Origin of the sequence: Rhizobium sp. T1470, from assembly GCF_042140505.1 — a bacterium.
Taxonomy (GTDB): domain Bacteria; phylum Pseudomonadota; class Alphaproteobacteria; order Rhizobiales; family Rhizobiaceae; genus Rhizobium; species Rhizobium favelukesii.
Genome location: NZ_CP148091.1, coordinates 920,656 through 937,360, shown reverse-complemented (window position 1 = coordinate 937,360; position 16,705 = coordinate 920,656). Strand labels below are relative to the sequence as shown.

At 60.5% G+C, this 16,705-nt stretch carries 14 protein-coding genes and 1 pseudogene; 7 read left to right on the top strand and 8 right to left on the bottom strand.

All coding sequences use genetic code 11. The features are described from left to right. Positions 1-53 precede the first annotated feature (53 nt). From WGT02_RS04725 to WGT02_RS04705, 5 genes and pseudogenes are all read right to left on the bottom strand, one after another. The gene (locus tag WGT02_RS04725) at positions 54-1,625 is read right to left on the bottom strand and encodes an IS66 family transposase (protein ID WP_208245164.1); all 1,572 of its coding nucleotides are present in this window, start codon (positions 1,623-1,625) and stop codon (positions 54-56) included. A 54-nt stretch (positions 1,626-1,679) separates the two neighbouring features. Continuing rightward, entirely contained in the window at positions 1,680-2,033 is a 354-nt protein-coding gene (gene tnpB, locus WGT02_RS04720) for an IS66 family insertion sequence element accessory protein TnpB (RefSeq protein WP_208245162.1), read from the bottom strand. Further along, positions 2,014-2,472 (bottom strand): transposase, encoded by a 459-nt coding sequence (locus WGT02_RS04715; protein ID WP_208245161.1) that lies wholly within the window; start codon positions 2,470-2,472, stop codon positions 2,014-2,016. Before WGT02_RS04715 ends, tnpB begins: the two co-directional genes overlap by 20 nt. Before the next feature lie 77 nt (positions 2,473-2,549). Further along, a pseudogene (locus WGT02_RS04710) lies at positions 2,550-2,714 on the bottom strand (helix-turn-helix transcriptional regulator); the annotation flags it as partial. A 312-nt stretch (positions 2,715-3,026) separates the two neighbouring features. After that, on the bottom strand, positions 3,027-3,401 hold the full coding sequence (locus tag WGT02_RS04705; RefSeq protein ID WP_024313053.1) for a response regulator: 375 nt from the start codon (positions 3,399-3,401) through the stop codon (positions 3,027-3,029). 172 nt (positions 3,402-3,573) lie between these two features. Here WGT02_RS04705 and WGT02_RS04700 point away from each other — a divergent pair, with 172 nt between their 5' ends. The 7 genes from WGT02_RS04700 (at position 3,574) to WGT02_RS04670 (ending at position 13,609) form a co-directional block, all read left to right on the top strand. Further along, on the top strand, positions 3,574-5,691 hold the full coding sequence (locus WGT02_RS04700; RefSeq protein ID WP_208248854.1) for an ATP-binding protein: 2,118 nt from the start codon (positions 3,574-3,576) through the stop codon (positions 5,689-5,691). Continuing rightward, entirely contained in the window at positions 5,678-6,115 is a 438-nt protein-coding gene (locus tag WGT02_RS04695) for a response regulator (protein ID WP_024313055.1), read from the top strand. Before WGT02_RS04700 ends, WGT02_RS04695 begins: the two co-directional genes overlap by 14 nt. Next, a complete protein-coding gene (locus WGT02_RS04690) occupies positions 6,108-7,724 on the top strand; it encodes a response regulator (protein WP_208248855.1) in 1,617 nt (538 codons plus the stop codon). The genes WGT02_RS04695 and WGT02_RS04690 overlap by 8 nt, the downstream gene beginning before the upstream one ends. Beyond that, positions 7,721-9,343 carry a VOC family protein gene (locus WGT02_RS04685; protein WP_024313057.1) on the top strand — a complete coding sequence of 541 codons (1,623 nt, stop codon included), beginning with the start codon at positions 7,721-7,723 and terminating at the stop codon, positions 9,341-9,343. Before WGT02_RS04690 ends, WGT02_RS04685 begins: the two co-directional genes overlap by 4 nt. Positions 9,344-10,074: 731 nt before the next feature. Continuing rightward, entirely contained in the window at positions 10,075-11,163 is a 1,089-nt protein-coding gene (locus tag WGT02_RS04680; RefSeq protein ID WP_225039570.1) for a glycosyltransferase family 2 protein, read from the top strand. Beyond that, positions 11,058-12,548 (top strand): lipopolysaccharide biosynthesis protein, encoded by a 1,491-nt coding sequence (locus WGT02_RS04675; RefSeq protein WP_208248857.1) that lies wholly within the window; start codon positions 11,058-11,060, stop codon positions 12,546-12,548. The genes WGT02_RS04680 and WGT02_RS04675 overlap by 106 nt, the downstream gene beginning before the upstream one ends. 41 nt (positions 12,549-12,589) lie before the next feature. Continuing rightward, the gene (locus WGT02_RS04670) at positions 12,590-13,609 is read left to right on the top strand and encodes a polysaccharide pyruvyl transferase family protein (protein WP_208248858.1); all 1,020 of its coding nucleotides are present in this window, start codon (positions 12,590-12,592) and stop codon (positions 13,607-13,609) included. A gap of 6 nt (positions 13,610-13,615) precedes the next feature. Here the strand turns inward: WGT02_RS04670 and WGT02_RS04665 are convergent, their stop codons facing one another. From WGT02_RS04665 to WGT02_RS04655, 3 genes are all read right to left on the bottom strand, one after another. Then, positions 13,616-14,512, bottom strand: a complete 897-nt coding sequence (locus WGT02_RS04665) for a DMT family transporter (RefSeq protein WP_024313060.1) — start codon at positions 14,510-14,512, stop codon at positions 13,616-13,618. A gap of 146 nt (positions 14,513-14,658) precedes the next feature. Then, the gene (locus tag WGT02_RS04660; RefSeq protein ID WP_024313061.1) at positions 14,659-15,084 is read right to left on the bottom strand and encodes an OsmC family protein; all 426 of its coding nucleotides are present in this window, start codon (positions 15,082-15,084) and stop codon (positions 14,659-14,661) included. Positions 15,085-15,312: 228 nt separating this feature from the next. Beyond that, positions 15,313-16,647, bottom strand: coding sequence for an ISNCY family transposase (locus tag WGT02_RS04655; RefSeq protein ID WP_208246032.1), 1,335 nt, complete (start codon positions 16,645-16,647; stop codon positions 15,313-15,315). Between the last annotated feature and the right edge of the window lie 58 nt (positions 16,648-16,705).

Genomic DNA, 16,705 nt, shown 5'->3' with positions numbered 1-16,705 from the left:
GCGCGTTGACGTGGCCCATTTGACGTGGGTCGCTTTGTGACGGCCCTATCGGATCAGGCAGCGGTAGTTTTGGCGAAGTTGAAGGGCAGCAAATCAGTGATGTCGGAATCTGTTGCGCGCTGCGGCAGTTCGGTAAGCACGTGGCGCAAGTAGGCCAAGGGTTCGATGCCGCAAGCTCGGCAGGTCAGCATTAGGCTGTAGACGACGGCACTGGCCCTCGCTCCGTCCACGGTGTCGCTGAACAGCCAGGATTTTCTGCCAGTGGCAAAAATTCTGATATCGCGCTCGAGTAGGTTGTTGTCGATCGGCATCCTGGCGTCTTCTGTGTAGCGCGTCAGGTAGTCCCACTGATTTAGGGTATAGGACACGGCATCGCCGATCTTGCTGTCGGGCAAGACCTTCGGGGCGATGTCGTTGAGCCATACCTTGAGAGCATTCAGGATGGGGACACTGTGTTGCTGGCGGAAACGGCGAATGCAATCGGCTTGCGTTTCGCCCTTGTCAGGCTTTGCGTTGCGCGCCTGGCTTTCAATCCGGTAGATCTGCTCGAAGAATTTCAGCGCCTGCTCCGGCGGACCGCCGCCTTTCTTTCTTGCCTTGAGGGCATCGACGAAGCGACGCCTGGAATGCGCCATGCATCCCAGATGGGTGGCCCCTGCCAGCGTGCGCCAGGCGGAATAGCCATCGCTCATCAGGATGCCGTGGTAATCGCCGAGGAAGGCCTGCGGATAAATCTGGCCGCGGCCGGGTTGATAATCGAGCAGCACGATCGGCTCGTCGCTGTCCTCTCCACTCCGATACGCCCACATGAATGATGTGCTGGTGGCCTCCCTGTCCTTTTCCTTCAGCACCTGGACCGTCGTCTCGTCGCCATGGATGATGGCTTGAGACCTGAGCCGCGATTTCAGCGCGTCATAGATGCGGGAGAGATGCCTCTCGCTCGAACCGATCACCCAATGGCCCAGAGCACCGCGGCTGACGGGAACGCCGGCGCGCTCGAAGGCCTGGGCCAGGCGGTAGAGCGGCGTGCCATCGACATATTTGTGAACAAGAGCAAATGCCAGCGTCGAGGCCGTGGCGATGCTGCCCGGCAAGGGCTGCGCGGGCATTGGCGCAAGGACAACAGGCGTGTTGATCCCGGTGCGATCGCAATGGCGGCAGGCATACTTGAGCCGCACATTCTGCAGGACCTTGGCCTTCACCTCGATGTGGAGCTGCTCGGTGACGGCCTCGCCCATGCGATGCATCTGGTGACGGCAGCAAGGACAGGCCTTCTGGTCGTCGGCAAGGTCATATTCGACGCGCTCGCGCGGCAGATGTTCCGGCAGGGGCTTGCGGCCACGTTTCTTGCCCTCTGGCTTCTCGATCGCCGCAAAGCCCGTGTCCGGCAGGTCGACGACCTCCCCATTGTCTCCGCCGGCGTCGTCTTCATCGGCAACCTGCTCGGCTTCATCGAAGAGGCGGTCCACGTGCTTTTCGCTTTTCGGCGCAAAACGATGAAGCCGCGCCAACACCAGTTCTTCCTCGAGCTTGACCACGCGTTCCGTGAGCTGACGGTTCTCCGCCTGCAGCGCCGCAATGCGCGCCATCAACTCCTCAACAGTGGGTTCGCCGGGTCGGATCATCAGATTCTTGAATCTGAACCGTTTCGCCCCGTCAACCGCAGACGTCGAGAACTGTCAGCCGGCGATCTGGTATTGCCGAACCGGATGGCGGACCATCGCGTCGATATCAATGCCGTCGAGAATCCAGTGTAATTGCTCGGTCGTCAGCGTTACCACCATCATCTCCCGACGTGGCCATCGGAACCGGTCTTCCGACAATCGCTTCAGCACCATCACAAAACCGGACCGATCGAAGAACAGGAGCTTCATCCGGTCACGGCGGCGATTGCAAAAGGCAAAGACCGCAGGCGCAAACGGATCGAGCTCCATCACCTCCTGCACCAGGACCGCAAGGCTGTTGATACCGGCCCGGAAGTCGATCGGCTCGCGGTGCAGGTAAACCTTGATATCAGCGCCCAGTCTGAACATGACCCAGAGCTCCGATGATCGCCGTCAACGCATCCACATCACCGCATTCCAGCGAAAGCTTCACGCCGTTCGGCAGCAACGCGCTGATTTTGGAAAAACCTGACAGATGGGCCGTCTTCTCCAGTGATGCCGGTTGTTCTTCACCATACGCGACCGGTATATCCAGCGAGCGCATCCCGACAGGCAGGCTGCCGTCTGCTGCGACGACCGGGATAAACGGCGAGCTTGCAGATACCGCCGACAAGCCAGCCTCCCTGGCCTCCTTGACCCACTTGCGTAGAAGGTTGGCATTGACCCCATGGCCAAGCGCAAGGCCTGATATAGAAACACCAGGCTGGAGGCAAGCCGTAACAAGCCGCGCCTTTGATCCTGGATCATAGCGCCGCCGACCATCACGCCCCACCAACCGCACACGCAGCTTCTGCTCTTCGTCATTCATATTTGGTGTCCACCTATTTCAAGTGGACACTTCATGCGGCAGAGAACTCAACGCGAAAAGGCGCATGGAAATGAGCGCTTACTGCTGAATGGCGGTGAAGCTTCCGAAACACGCGCAAGAGCAAAGCACTCAAAGTGGTAGTGCTGCGCTGCAGCCCTCAGCAAGCGAAAGAAATCGGTACGATTGATCGCCCGACCGAGTTCCGGTCCAAGATGGAAAGGAATGGCGGCGACACTACTCATTGCACCTCCTGCTGCCTCTCAGATTTGGCGGTATCCCAAGATCTAAGGATACACGTCTTGGACCGGCACAATTATTACCACTAGCAAGACTATTGCAGGAAGAGCGTGAAGCAAGACCTCGATCTCCCGGATTAGGGGCTGCGCGATTTCCTTCCAAGTCTTTTGTCTTTCCGCATGCAACACCCCTTGTATGTGGAAGGCGATGCCCTCGCGGCATCGGAGAGAGCCGACCAGCCTTTCAGTCAAGGGGTTGACTGTGTTTGTGGCGGCAAACTTAAGGTTGCTCGGCGCTCTCGGCTTTTTCTCTCAACGTCAGCTCATCTGCGCGATCACGGCCGGGAGATCGATGGGTTTCTCGGCATAGAAGTCTGCGCCCGCTGCCAGCGCGCGCCTGCGATCCTCCTCTGCATCAGAGCCGGTGCAGACGCCAAGCCGGATGCGAGAAAACCGTGAGTCAGCCCGCAACCGCGCGATCAGATCGAGGCCGCTATCGAGCGGCATGTAGAGGTCCACGATCAGTGCATCCGGCAATCCTTCGCCCTTCACGCATGCTTCCTCCAACGCCTGCATGGCACTCTCTGCCTTGGAGAAACACAGCAGTGTGACGTCGATCTGCTGCTTCTTGCGCACATAGTCGGCGTAGAAGAGGTCATCTCCATTGTCGTCCACGTAAAATATTGTCGGCATATTGATCCGTTCGAACCATCGAGCTTCCACTATGCCCCAGGATCGGGCAGCGCGAAAATCCAAATACGCATCCGTGCACGCGCACGGGGAAAGCTCTCCCGATCTCAACGAACCGTATTGAAAGTTTGCAATTTCCAGACCTAGATGAGCGCACAAAAACGGGAGAGACCGCGTGCCAGAGCCGATCCAGGCTGCGAGTGCCGATATCCTTCGCCGACAACGGCAGTACCGGTTCGTCGTCGTGGCGATCGGTGCCCTCCTCGTTGCGCTCGGGGTGATCGTGATCGTCGTATGGATCAGACAGATCCAACCCATTCTCTCCGTGCTGCCCGGCTTTTCGGGAATGGCCTTGAATACGGCTCTCTGCTTTGCGCTCTCCGGGCTCGGCCTCATCTGCTCCGTTCAAACGGGTCAGCGCAGCCACATGCTGGCATTCCTCCTCTTCAGCCTGGCAGCAGCAATGAGCGGGCAGCGGCTGATCGAGATCGTCTTCGTTGGAGATCAGACACAGATCATCGAGCACTTTCTCACCGGGTTGATTGTCGAGCCGGCCTTCACTGCAAGGATTGACAGCGGCATGGCGCCGAATACAGCGGTCGTCTTCTTCGTTGCCAATCTCTCGCTCGCCTTCGCGCTGTCCGGCCGCGAGGAACGAGCGCAGCTCGTGCAGGAGCTCGTCGGCTATGTCGTCATCGGCCTCGGTATGGCAGCGCTTGCCGGCTATGCGACGCGGTCCGAGCACGGCTATCAATGGGGCGCCAGTATCGGCATGGCCGTCCATACGGCGGCCGGACTGGTGCTGCTCGGCTCCGCGACGCTCGCGCGCTCCTGGTGGGTGAAGCCGGAGAGCAGCGGCCGCATGCCGATCTGGCTGCCGGCTGTCATTTGCCTTACCGGCCTTTTCGTCGATCTCTACACGCCGCTTGGCGTGGCAAACGGCATTCTCTACGTGCCCCTCGTGCTGGCCTCACTGTGGTTCGGCAACAAGAATGCGCCCTTCTCCTTCGCGTTCGCCTGCTCGGTCCTCGTGTCTCTGGGATTCTTTGCGGTCGATCGGGAGGGTGTCGGCTACTGGTACGAGGCCACCAACCGGGCGATCACAATAGCGACGCTCTGGTTGGTCGCCCTGCTGGTCTTCTATTTCCTCCGCAACAGCAGCAGCCTGAACGCGGAGCGCATTCGCTTCGACAGCGTCACTCGAAACACGCCCAACGCTGTCATCGCCACAAACGCGCAAGGAGTGATCTTTGGCTATGCCGCAAAGGAGGCAATCGGCCAGAACGTGCGACTGCTGATGCCGGAGCCCTCTCACTCCCAGCATGACGACTATCTCGATCGGTACGCCCGGACCGGCGAAAAGCATATCCTCGGGACGACGCGGTCGGTTTCCGGCAGACGCAAGAACGGCGAGGTATTTCCTCTCGATCTCTCCGTCAGCAGGCTCGCCACGGACACCACCATCACCTTCGTCGGCATCCTCCGTGACATCACCGATCGCGTCGCACACGAAGAGCAGCTCAAAACGATGTTCGGTCGACTACAGGCCTATACCGTGGATCTCGAGCGCAGCAACGCCGACCTCGATGAATTCGCCTACATTGCCTCGCACGATCTGAAGGAACCGCTGCGCGGCCTGCACAACCACTCGCGATTTCTGCTGGAAGACTATGAAAAGCAGCTCGACGAGGACGGCGTGCGGCGCCTCAACCGCCTCGTTCTCCTCAGCCAGCGGATGGAAAAGCTCGTCAACGACCTGCTCTATTTCTCGCGCATCGGCCGACAGCAGCTGGCGGTCAAGCGCAGCGATGTCAATGCGATCGTCAGGGACGTCGTTTCGACGATGGAGCTCTATCTCGAAGAGCGGCATGCGCAGGTTAAGGTCGAGGGTCGCCTGCCCGAAATCGTCTGCGATGCGCTGCGGCTGACCGAGGTCTACCGCAATCTGATCACCAATGCTGTCAAATACAATGACAAGCCCGAGCCGCTCGTGACGATCGGGCATATCGAGCACTTCACCGGCAACGGCGGAACCTCAGCGCGCGACGTCTTTTTCGTCAGGGACAATGGCAAAGGCATTCCGGCGGAGTTCCACGAGGACATTTTTCGTATTTTCAAACGGCTGGAAAAGCCTAAGGATTCCGATGACGGAACGGGCGCAGGCCTGACATTCGTGCGCAAGATCATTGCGCGACACGAGGGCGATATCTGGCTCGAATCCGAGCTCGGCCAGGGAACGACCTTCTATTTCACACTGGGCCACAACCGAGAGGACCAGCATGTCACAGCGTGAGACACAGCCGATCCTCATTGTCGAAGACAGCGAGGACGATTTCGAGGCGACGCTTCGGGCCTTTCAGCGCGCTAAATTGAAGAATCCCGTCCGCTGGGCGGCGTCCGGCCACGAGGCACTGGAAGCTTTGGCGGTCATGACGCCGCGGCCGGGCCTGATCCTGCTTGACCTCAACATGCCCGGCCTCGACGGTCGCAAGACGCTGGAGGCGATCAAATCCAATCCGGACTGGCGTAAGATTCCGGTCGTGATCCTGACGACCTCCGATGACGAGCGGGATATCGAGGGATGCTACGCGCTCGGCGCCAATACCTATGTGCAGAAGCCGGTGGACCTCGACGGCCTGTTCGCCGCCATACAGCGGCTGAAGGAATACTGGTTCGAGATCGCGATCCTGCCCGTGGATGGGGACGGCCGTGGCTGACGACTGCGCCATACTCATCGTCGACGACAATGTCGACGACCGCGAATTCTATCGGCGCATGCTCGCGCGCGTGCCCGAAGCTGGCTACAGCGTCCGCGAGGCCGGGAATGGCGACGAAGGCCTTGCACTGAGCAAACAGCAACGTCCGGACTGCATCCTGCTGGATTATTCCCTGCCCGGCCGCAACGGCGTCGGCGTGCTGGAGGACATGCTGAAGCAGGATCCGACCGCCAATGTCGTCATGCTGACCGGCCAGGGGAGCGAGACCGTCGCCGTCGAGGTGATGAAGGCCGGCGCTCGCGACTATCTGACGAAGGACGCACTCTCCCCGCAAGCGCTCCACTGGTGCATTCAGAACGCCATCATGCACGGCAACCTCGAAGCCAAGCTGGAGCAGAAGCGCCAGTCGCTCGAAATCTTCACGCGCGCCATGGCCCACGATCTTAAAGAGCCGCTGCGCACGATCAAATCATTCAGCAAGATCCTCCAGGTTTCCCCGACGCTATCCGACGAGGACCGCGAACTGCTGGACTATGTCCTCGGCGCCGCCGACCACATGGAAGACCTCATCGTCAAGGTTTCCGGCTTCACGAAACTGGAGGTTTCGGGCGAGCTCGAATTGAAGCCCGTCGCGCTTTCGACAGCGATCGAACGGGTGGAGAGCAATCTTCGCGAACAGATCGCCAGTTCGAGGGCGTCGATCTCCTATGGCGATCTGCCGGACGTGATGGGCGATGCCACCTTACTGGTGCAATTGCTGCAGAACCTCGTTTCGAATGCAATCCGTTATTGCGCCGACCGTCCCGAAGTCCTTGTCTCCGCCGAAAGCGATGGCGCCATATGCCGCCTTGCCCTGCAGGACAACGGTCCCGGTGTCGACCCCGAACACCGGGAGGTCATCTTCCAGCCGTTCAAACGGCTGGTGGGCCGCGGCGTCGAAGGCACCGGGCTTGGACTTGCCATCTGCCGGCGCATTGTGCAACTGCACGGCGGCGCGATCTGGTGTGAAGGCAAGGAGCCTGTCGGATCCACCTTCATCGTCGAGCTGCCGCTTGCCCGGCCTGCTGCCACTGCTTCGACGACTGCGCCGGATGGGCAGGGCGCCAAGGCGGTATCGCCCCCGCCCGAAGGATCGTCCAGGCTGGCCGAGGTTCTTCTCGTCGAGGATAGTCCGGCGGACGTCCAACTCCTGAAGATTAAGCTGATGCAACGCGCCAAGGTCAGCTTCAACCTTCACGTCGCCGCCAACGGCCGCGATGCGATGCGGCTTCTGCAGGAGCGCGCGACCGCCGATGGCGGGCCCGGGATCGACCTGATGCTGCTCGACATCAACATGCCGATCATGGACGGTTTCGAGGTTCTCGATGCGCTTTCGGCAGACACGCAGCTGAAGAGCATCCCGGTTTGCATCCTGAGCACCTCCAGCGACGAAGATGACATGCAGCGCGCCAAGAACCTCGGCGCAAGCGCCTACATGATCAAGCCGCCAACCCTCCAGCAATTCCGGGAGGTTTTGGACGGACTGGACCATTTGGATTTGCAGCGGCGCGGAGATGGCCTAGTTCTTTATGCGGAACATTCGAGGCAAACTCCAATTATGACGGCATGACGTTTATACTCGCACTGATTCTGGCGCTCACGACGCCTTCCAACCCATCCGGACTGTACTCAATGGTATCTGGCATCCATCACGTCACCCTCCTTACCCGAAAGGTGCAGGCAAACGTGGACTTCTACGCGGGGTTTCTTGGCATGCGGCTGGTCAAGCAGACCGCCGGTTTTGAAGATGCTACACAGCTTCATCTCTTCTATGGGGACACCGTAGGCAGCCCGGGGTCGCTCGTGACGTTCCTGGTATGGGAGGACGGTTCACCCGGCCGCGTCGGCCACAGCCAGATCGGTGAGTTGTCACTGGCGATCGATCCTGCCAGCATCGGCTATTGGCTCACCCGCTGCATGAGTTTCGGGCTTCGCTCGGAAGGTCCGGCCGATGAGTTTGGCGAACCCGTTCTGCGCCTGAAAGACCCCGATAACATCATCGTCAAGCTCGCCGGTGCCCGCGATCTGAAATCACCGGCCGCCTGGGATGGCGCTGGCGTGCCGGTCGAGCACGCCGTTCAACGGGTGCGCGGCGTTACCATGCTGACGGAGAAACCGGCCGAAAGCCGTGACTTCGTGGAGCGCCATTTCGGCTACCGTTTCCAGGCCAACCACGGCAACATCGACCGGCTTGTCTCGCAATCAGGCGATATTGTCGACATCAGGGATGCCCAGGGCTTCTGGTCTGGCGCGCCGGGCACCGGGACGGCCGATCACGTCGCGTTCCGCGCCGCCGACGAAAAGCAACTTCACAAGGTCCACGATGCACTGAAGGAGGACGGCGCGGCGGCGACGAACCTGCACGATCGCAAATACTTCGAATCGCTCTATGCCCGCGAGCCGGGTGGCACGCTGATCGAACTGGCGACAGACAAGCCCGGCATGACGGTGGACGAGCCGCAGCCCACGCTCGGCACCAAGCTCTTCGTTCCCAAGGATCCGATCACCGACCTCAAGGACCTAAAGGTCTTGCTGCCGCAGTTTTCGATGCCCGGCGAGCCCCGTGTCAACTATCGCGACCTGCCCTTCGTGCACCGCTTCTATACGCCGCCGGACCCTGACGGCAGCGTCTTCGTGCTGTTGCACGGCTCGGGCGGGAACGAGACGACGCTGATGCCCCTGCTGCACGAGGCTGCCCCGCGTGCCACGCTGCTGGGCGTGCGCGGACGCGCGACCGAGGAAGGTATTCCGCGCTGGTACAAGCGCATCACGCCGTTCTCCTTCGATCAGGACGATATCAAGAGCGAAGCCGAAGCCTTCGCCGCCTTCATCGAAGGGGCCGTGTCGTCATACGGCCTGGATCCGAAGAGGATCGTCTATGTCGGCTATTCCAACGGCGCGAACCTGCTCAACTCGCTCCTCTATCTGCATCCGAATCTGGTGCACAAAGCGGTTCTGTTGCGCTCCATGCCGGTCCTGAAGACGTTTCCACACGCCGATCTCAAGGGCACCGATCTTCTGGTCATCAGCGGCAAGACGGATGCTTACGGCAAGTATGCCAGCGAGCTCGAAACACGCCTGAAGCAATCGGGAGCGACCGTCGATTCGGACGTCATCTCGGGCGGACACGATCTCGGCGACGCCGACGTTTCGATCATCCAGAAATGGCTGTCACAGCAAATCAACTGACTTGGAGGCGCCTTCAAGCGAGGCGGGCATGGCGTGCGATTCGCCAGGCAGCATCAACTTAAGCATCTTCGCCGGGTGCGAGCACCAGCGGTCGCTTGCCTTTCAAGCACGCCCCGGACGCTCAAGCCCTTGCGCAAACCCACGTCTTCGCGTTGCCCCAGAGTAGCAACTCGGTCTGCGCGACGTCCTCGGCGAACAACCGTCTATTGATTTATCTGAAGCGGGCAGTGAACAAAGGCCAAACGACCCTTCAGGGGGCGAAATCCTATTTCATCTCGTATCTGAACAGTGATCGCCGGGCGCTGGAGCTATCAATTATTGCCACCCAGAAGGATGCTTCTGTTTATTTCTCCATAGATCTGAAGGAGCCTGTATCATCTATTACAACGCATCGATTATTGAAATAAATCACCACCAGCGTTCTAAAATCTATACTATATATCTTAACACTCTTACATAAACTCTCCATTGATAAACCAATACAAAATTTGGCAGTGCGTGATATAGAATTTTAATAGATTACTTTTGACTATTCTTTTCATATAAGGCTGCGACTTAACATAAGATCTATATTTATATTAACTTCATATCTATTTAAGGCAAGAAATTACCACATTCGTCTGCGAACTGCTCCATCTGTTCTATTTTGCTGCACCGCAAAAATGCTCCTTGCCGAAGCGGGATCCCAGCCCTATCCTCGCTTCGACATCGATCGCAGAAGGGGAAATTGAATGCCTCCTCGGCCCGTGGACATCAGCCCGATCATCTCGTCGAGAAATCGGGCCTATGGACTGACAAACTGCCTGGATGCCGTTTCTGAAGCCGCCCGCCAGGCAGACTATTTGAGACTTGAACTGGTCTTCGTGGACAATGGGTCCACAGACGAGACGTCCGAGGTCGTTCGCCAGTGGGCGTCGACCGCTCCGATCAAGACCAACCTGATCTACGAGGTCAAACCGGGCCTCGCCGTCGCACGCAATGTGGGGCTCAAAGCCGCCAGGGGACGCATCCTCGCCTTTACCGACGACGATTGCGAGATCTTCCCCGACTATTTCAGCACGCTTGCGGCGCTTTTCAGCTCGGATACGGAGATGGTCATGCGCGGCGGCCGGATCGAGCTTGGCGATACACGCGACCTGCCGGTGACGATCAAGCCCGAGATGGAACCTGCGGTACTGACCAGCGACCTGCATGCCGGCGGCTTCGTTCATGGCGCCAACATGGCGTTTCCCTATGCGCTGGTCGAGAAGATCGGCCTCTTCGATACTCGCTTCGGGGCCGGATCGCCGTTCCGCTCCGGAGAGGATACCGACTATGTGCACCGCGCCTTCAATGCCGGTGTGCGTGTCGAATATCTGCCGGATTTTGCTGTCAAGCACTTCCATGGGCGTCGCGAGCTCGCGGACATCAAGCGCCTCCAGACCGGCTACGCCTTCGGCAACGGAGCACTGTATGCCAAATATCTCTTCGATCGCCGCTCAAACATGCGCGGCATGCTGCGCTGGGAAATCCGCCAGGCGGTCATGGAAGCCATGGGGCGCCAAAAACTCAACGAGGAACTCGGCCTGAGCTACCGCAGCCAGCTTCGTGACAATTACCGGCATGCTCGCCTATTGGCGGGCTCCAAAGGCAAGGCAGCCCGCCTGAGGCAGCCGCACGCCGCCAACAGAACCAACGCGCAAGCCTTTGCGAACCAAATTCGATGGGATAATGCATGGCCGATACGGCAATTGCCCACGCCGAGCTTAAGAAGAAAACCGCGCTCTCCGTCCTGTGGTCGGTCATCCGGGTGGCCTGGAGCACGATCGCAACCTTTGTGATCTTCGTCATCCTTGCGCGCATTCTCGGCCCCGGCGATTTCGGCACCTTTGCGCTTGCAAGCCTGTTCGTGGAAATCGGCCGCGTGCTTGCCTATGCGGGCCTCGGCGATGCTGTTACACGCCAGCTCGATCTCGACGAGGAGCTTGCCGACACGACCTTCTGGGCGACGATCGCCTTTAGCGGCATCGTTGCCTCGCTGGTGTTCTTCTTTGCGCCCTATTACGGCGATCTGGTGCGCGATCCGTCCGTTTCCGGCATTCTTCGCTGGCTCGCGCCGCTGCTTCCGATTTCCTCGCTGGCGGTCATCCACAATGCTCGCCTCGCCCGTGAATTTGGCCACAAGAGCCTCGCCGGGCAGGCAATTGCCGCGAGCCTGCTATCCGGCATCACCGCCGTCGTCTGCGCCTTTCTCGGCTGGGGCGTATGGGCGCTCGTCGCGCAGACCGCAGTCAACGCCGCCGTGACCGTGCTGCTCGGGTGGTACTACTACCCCTGGATGCCGAAGTTTCGCTTCAACGTCACGATGTTCCGCTCCGTCTTCCTCTTCAGCATCAGCCTCGTCGTCACCCAGCTGATGTGGATGTTGCTTGCCCGCGTACAGGACATCTTCATTTCGCGCTGGTTCGGCCCGGTCGAAGTCGGCCGTTATCGCATTGCCTGGCGGCTGATCGAGCTGATCGGCCAGGCGGTGCTTGCGCCGATCGGCAGCGTGTCGCTCGTCACGCTGTCGCGCCTGCAGAATGACGCCACCGCCTTCCGCAATGCCTACAACAAGATCGTCGGTGCAGCCGCGCTTGGCACCATTCCGCTGCTGCTCGGCTTCGGCGCCTTGTCCAACGACATGATCGCGCTGCTCTTCGGCAACAAGTGGGGCAATGCCGGAGACATCGCGACCGTGCTGGTGCTGATGGCGGTTCCCTTCGTCATGAACTTCTTCGCCTCATCCGCGCTCTCTGCGGTCAACCGGGCGGAATCGATCCTTTCCGTCGCCGCCTTGCAGCTCGTGACGACGCTGATCCTGACCTGGCTGCTCGTTCCCTACGGCGTCGTTGCAGTCGCGGCGGGCTATACGCTGCGTGCCTGGCTGACGATGCCCTATCAGCAATATGTCCTGGCACGATATGCGCACATCGACGCCAAGAGCACACTGAAGGCCGTCGCCCTGCCGTTCTGCGGCGCTGCACTCATGGCCGTTTGCGTCTGGTTTGCGAATCCCGTCATCCTGGCGCACGTTCACAACCGCTGGCTGGCGCTCGGCCTTAGCATCGGCCTTGGCGGAGCGATCTACCTTGCCTTCCTGCCGATCTTCGGCCGCTCGGTCATCCGCCCCTATATCGCACTCGCCATGTCCCTCAACCCATTCCGCAAACAGGCCGAAGCATAGCCGCTTGCATGGACCACTTGTCCGCAAACAAGGAGCATTTAATGGAATCCAATATTACGATCATCAACCGCCTTCAGGGCGTGATCGCCAATTGCCTTTCCGATCTCTTTGATCCCTCCGAGCGTTTTGCGCTTCTCGACTTTCCGAACCACTACAACATCGGCGACAGCGCAATCTGGCTCGGCGAACTTGCCTATTTCGACGGCAAACGCACGCGCCCGTCCTTTGTGACAGAAATTCCGACGTATGATGAAGGTCGCATGCTGGGCACGATCGGCAGCGGTCGCATCTTCCTGCACGGCGGCGGCAATTTCGGCGACATCTGGGCCGGCTATCGCCAGTTCCGTGAAGGTCTGCTCAACAAGCACAAGGGCCGCCCGATCGTGCAGATGCCGCAGACGATCCACTTCAAGGAGCAGGCCAACATCGACAGCACCGCGCGCGCGATCGAGCGCCACGGCCAGTTCACGCTTCTCGTCCGCGACCAGCGAAGCCTGGAATTTGCCCGGCGCTGGTTCCCATGCGAAACACGCCTTTGCCCCGACATGGCTTTCTGCATCGGGCCGGTCGCTCGCCCGGCGGCGCAACATGAGCTGCTGCTCAATCTGCGCGAAGACCAGGAAGTCGGCGCTGCACAGGACCTGACCGCTGCAACATTGCGTCCGGGCACGGTAAAGTCGGACTGGCCCGACGAGCCCGCCGATTTCCAGTGCCAGACAAAGCGTGCCGCAATTTTGAAAGGCCTGCTGACCGGCCGCATCGGCGGTCGGGCGCGGATGACCGAGCTTGCCTATCGTGAACGGGCGCAGCAGCGCTTCGACCGTGGCGTCGCCCTGCTCAGCTCGGCGCGCCAGGTCATCACCGACCGCATGCACGGTCATATCATGTGCGTGCTCTTGGGCGCCGATCATTGCGTTCTCGACAACAGCTACGGCAAGACGAGCAGCTTCATCGAGGCGTGGGGCACCTGCAACAGCGACAAGGCAGAGCTTGCCTCGACGGTCGACGAGGCACTCGCCATTCTCGATGCACGCAGGGTCGCCCCGGCAGCGGTCGCCTGATTGAAATCAGCCTCGCCGGGCAACCAGAATCCCGGCGAGCACAACGCCGCCGCCGATCGCCTGCATTGGCCCGATCGGCTCGCTGAGCAGAACCCAGGCGAGAATTGCCGCCACGATGGGCTGCAGCAGCAGCGTCAGTGACGAGAAGGCCGCCGGCAGGTAGGCAAGCGCATAGGCGATGGCCACCTGTCCACTAGCATGACTGACGAAGGCGAGGCCGAAGACGATCGCCCAACCATAGGCTGTCGGCGGCAGCATTTGGTCTTCGTAGAAGAATCCGAGCGGGAAGATGCAGACAGCGGCCGACGCGGTGCTCCAGAGCATGATGCGGACCGTATCGAAGCGGCTGCGCAGCTTGCCAATCGCCAGGATGTAACCCGCATAGAACACGGCTGCGACCACCGCCACACCATCGCCGCGCAGGTCGCCATTGCCGAGCGCCGCGGGGCCGCCCTTCAGGATGACCACGCCGGCGAGCGCCAATACGAGGCCGAGAACGAAGACGCGGGTGACCACTGCGCCGAAAAACAGAAGTCCGATTATCGTGACGAAGACGGGGGCAAGATTGGCGAGCAGCGTTGCATTGGCCACCGACGTCATGGTGATGGAGAGATGCCAGGCGGCAAGATCCATGGCGAGGACGACACCAGGCAGGATCAGCAGGGCATAATCCGAGGCCTTTTCAGGCTTCGGCCCGGCATCCTTGCCCTTGGCAAGCGAGGAGATGAAGATCGGAATCAAGGCCAGGGCAACCCGCCAGAAAGCCGTGGCCATCGGCCCGACGTCCGACAGCCGCACGAAGATTGGCGAGCCGCCGATCGCCGCGCCGCCGAGGATCAGGGCGGCAAGCGCAAATCGGTTGGACCTGGGGGTTTCGGCGATGGCGGAAGCGGCCTGCGACATGACTCTCGATGCTTTCTCACCGCCTCAAGGCTGGCGGCGAGCATCGGACCTATCAGAAGCTGTGGCGGGCGGATAGCCAATGAACGACGAGCGCAGGCAAAAGCGCAATCTTATTGTCCGCCGATGCGAATTTGCAGCACCGCCAATCAGCCGGTGATGATGGTCGAAAATTCCGGCGTGCCACGGATGGTGTTGCTGACCGTACAGATCTCCTCCGCCGCATGCGCGATCTTCAGGCGCGTTTCCTCGTCGAGGTCGCCCTTGATCGAGAAGGCGATGTTGAATACCTGGACGCGAGACGGCCCCTCACTCGCCTTCTCGCCGGTGACGTCGGCGGTAATCTCGGTGACCCGGTCGAGAATGCCCATCTGGCTCGCAGCAATGCGCGCGCTCAGTACGAGACAGGCCGACAACGACGCATAGAGGAGATCCAGCGGATTGAAGCCGGGCTGCGAGGCGCCGGTGACGATATCGAGCTCACCCTTGGTGGCCGAGGTGACATGCGGAAAACCTGTACGGCTAAGAACGGCGGTTGCGCCAACAGGACGGGGACGGGCCTTGAGATCGGCCATGGGTAAATCCTTTGGTGATGATAGCCGATCCTAGATAGTGCCCGTCCATAAACGCCTGTTTTTCTGGGGTTTTCAAGGTTGCTTGTCCACTGAAGGATGTTTGTTGGGACGGGTGATGGCACAGAACCCTGCAGGTTATGGCGCGAAGCGCGATCTGGTGGCAATGGGGTCATGAGGTATCGGCCACCGCTCGCCGGGTGTGCTCTGAACGCTGCCGGATGAGGGGTGTCAGGTCGGCCTGAGGCGGGCGAAGAGGGCGAGATTGTAAGCGACCACCGAGGACCAGACATAAGCCTTAAAGTGGTCGAGCCCGCGCCAGGTGCAGCGCCCCAAGCCATAAGCGCGTTTCAGACAAGAGATGCCGGCCTCGATGCCGGCGCGGAAGTTGCGCAGCCTGCGATAGACCCAGCGGCTTGTGACCATGTCTTCGATGCGGAGGCCGGACTTCTTGTGGAAGGCCATGTCGCGGACGCCGCAGGCTTTGGCTCCGCGCAGATTGGCGCGGCTGGCATAGCCGCCGTCGGCTGCCGACTGACGCGGCGCCTGGCCATAAAAGGCGATGTGGCGTTCCAGCATCGGCAGCAAGCGCTCGCTGTCGGCCGGGTTGCCGGTTTCGACGACGAGGTCGAGGACCAGTCCGCTTCTGCCGGTCGTCAGATTGAGTTTGTGGCCGTAGTCGACGTCGCGGCTGCCCTTGACGATGATGTCGGCATGCGGCTCGAACAGGCTCACCAGCTTCTCGCCGGCCGGGACCGGCTGCCCGGCCAGGACCCGCCGTTCGGTCTGGGCGAGGATCCGTGCGATCAGTGGCCGGTAGTGGCGGAGCTGGGCCTGCCACAGTTCGCCGGCCGGGCCCGCCGTCTGGGGCAACTGTTCGCTCGCCTGCTGCAGATAACTCAAGGTCGTGCGCGTGATCTTGAGCAGTGCGCGGTAGTGCTTCACCCGTTTGGGACGGCCGCGGGTATATTCGATCGCCCGAGCCCGCTTCTTTGCCGCGCGGCGATGGTCGTGCCATGGAATGGCGCTACCCAGTGCCTCGGCCTGCTGCAACAGTCGCACCATCACCCGCACGGCGTCCCATAACAGGCTGCTGTCGCTCGGCTCATGGATCAGTGCCGCGGTGACGGTGCTGTCCACACGCACGACCTTGCCATTTTCCAGCTTCTCCCGCTTGGCGCTCGCCAGCAGCACCCGGTTGATCTCTTCAAAGGTTTGCGCCCGGATCGCGCTGATCGTCTTGTGCAAGACCGACTTCTTCGGGTTCCATCCCCACGGCAGCCGGGCAAAGGCCCGGAACGAGGCGGAGTCTTCGAGATGGAAGGCCAGTTCCTGATAACTCAGCTGGCGATGCTGCTTGAGCAGCGCGCAGCGCAGCACAGCCTCGGCCGGCAGCCCCTCGCGACCGGTCTCCTTGAGACCATGCCGGCGCAGGTCCCGCGTCACCAGCCCGAGCAGATCGCGATGCTCATCCAGCCATTGCGACATCGCCTTCAATTCACGGCCGATCTCGTGCCCGGCAAAAAGATCGAATATACTGGATTGGACGGTGCGTTCTTGGCGCATTGTCGGCTCCGGCGGTTACGGGTTTGTCTTTAGAATCAGTCGCTTGATCTAAAGTATA